The 2,055-nt window shown below is 47.4% G+C and carries 2 protein-coding genes; one reads left to right on the plus strand and one right to left on the minus strand.

Going from position 1 to position 2,055, the window contains the following annotated elements:
- A partial coding sequence (lcfB, locus tag ACWHAR_RS20160) for a long-chain-fatty-acid--CoA ligase LcfB (RefSeq protein WP_452087625.1) occupies nucleotides 1-1,516 on the plus strand: 1,516 nt, incomplete at its 5' end.
- A 38-nt stretch (nucleotides 1,517-1,554) separates the two neighbouring features.
- On the opposite strand, the gene ACWHAR_RS20165 is transcribed toward lcfB, so the two are convergent.
- On the minus strand, nucleotides 1,555-1,950 hold the full coding sequence (locus ACWHAR_RS20165; protein ID WP_017695352.1) for a hypothetical protein: 396 nt from the start codon (nucleotides 1,948-1,950) through the stop codon (nucleotides 1,555-1,557).
- Between the last annotated feature and the right edge of the window lie 105 nt (nucleotides 1,951-2,055).

The following is a 2,055-nucleotide window of genomic DNA, read 5'->3' on the forward strand; positions in this document are numbered from 1 at the left end:
AACAGCATCTGAGAAGCCCGACAGCATCGCATGCAGGTTTAAAGATCACATGATGACGTATCAAGAGCTGAATGAATATATTCAGCGATTTGCGGACGGCCTTCAGGAGGCCGGTATGGAGAAAGGGGACCATCTAGCTTTGCTGCTTGGCAATTCGCCTGATTTTATCATCGCGTTTTTTGGCGCTTTAAAAGCTGGGATCGTGGTTGTTCCCATCAATCCGTTGTACACGCCGACAGAAATTGGTTATATGCTGACAAATGGCGATGTAAAGGCGATCGTGGGCGTTAGCCAGCTTTTGCCGCTTTATGAGAGCATGCATGAATCGCTGCCAAAGGTTGAGCTCGTCATTTTATGCCAGACGGGGGAGGCAGAGCCGGAAGCTGCGGACCCAGAGGTCAGGATGAAAATGACAACGTTTGCAAAAATATTGCGGCCGACATCTGCTGCTAAACAAAACCAAGAACTTGTCCCTGATGATACCGCGGTTATTTTATATACGTCAGGAACGACTGGAAAACCGAAAGGCGCAATGCTGACTCATCAGAATTTGTACAGCAATGCCAACGATGTCGCAGGCTATTTGGGAATGGATGAGAGGGACAATGTGGTCTGCGCTCTTCCCATGTTTCACGTGTTTTGTTTAACCGTCTGTATGAATGCACCGCTGATGAGCGGCGCAACTGTCTTGATTGAGCCTCAATTCAGTCCGGCATCTGTTTTTAAGCTTGTTAGGCAGCAGCAGGCGACCATTTTTGCCGGTGTGCCTACAATGTATAACTACTTGTTTCAGCATGAAAACGGAAAGAAAGATGATTTTTCTTCGATCCGGCTGTGCATTTCGGGAGGCGCGGCCATGCCAGTCGCGTTGCTGACGGCGTTTGAAGAAAAATTCGGTGTTACCATTTTGGAAGGCTACGGGCTCTCGGAAGCATCACCCGTCACGTGCTTTAACCCGTTTGACAGGGGCAGGAAGCCGGGCTCCATCGGGACAAGTATCTTACATGTCGAAAACAAGGTCGTAGATCCGCTCGGACGCGAGCTGCCCGCTCACCAGGTCGGCGAATTGATCGTGAAAGGCCCCAATGTGATGAAGGGCTATTATAAAATGCCGATGGAAACAGAGCATGCATTAAAAGACGGGTGGCTTTATACGGGGGACTTGGCAAGACGGGATGAGGACGGCTATTTTTACATTGTTGACCGGAAAAAAGACATGATCATTGTAGGAGGATACAATGTGTATCCGCGGGAGGTGGAGGAGGTGCTGTACAGCCATCCGGACGTCAAGGAGGCGGTTGTCATCGGCGTGCCGGACCCCCAAAGCGGGGAAGCGGTAAAGGGATATGTGGTGCCGAAACGCTCTGGGGTAACAGAGGAGGACATCATGCAGCACTGTGAAAAGCATCTGGCAAAATACAAGCGGCCTGCCGCCATTACGTTTCTTGACGATATTCCGAAAAATGCGACGGGGAAAATGCTCAGACGGGCACTGAGAGATATTTTGCCCCAATAAAATGAAAAAGCGAAGCGGTTAGCTTCGCTTTTTCATTTTCAATCCTTTGCTTCTTTTTTAATAATATTTAGCAGCGCCTTTGTATCATTTTTGCTCAATTTGTAGTATGTGCCATCCTTCGAAAAAACGGCTTGCTGGCTGTCGTCAATCCATAGTCTGAATGAGTCATACCGGTCTTTATGAAACTTGATTGTCCCTTCGTAATCAGGGGCTGATGTTTTTTCTGTCTTCACCTGTTTTCCCTGATTCATAATATCCAGCATATCTTTGACGTGCTGTCTTTTTTCAATCTCGATATCTTCCTGGCCGCTTGAAGACAGTGTGATCAAATCCGCGTCTACCGATTGATACACATCGCCTGATCGGCTGTAAAGATAGAAAAATGCTATAAACACAAGACCGATTACCACGATGGCTGCCACTATTTTTTTCATTTGCATCACTCCAAACATTGTTAGTTTTCCCAGCGATCGGGCTTTCCATGCTTAAAAGGGTGGAAAAGTGCGGAACACAGCTTGGTTCTAAGAATTTGAATTTAT

The sequence above is a fragment of the Bacillus sp. LR--39 genome (assembly GCF_053613335.1).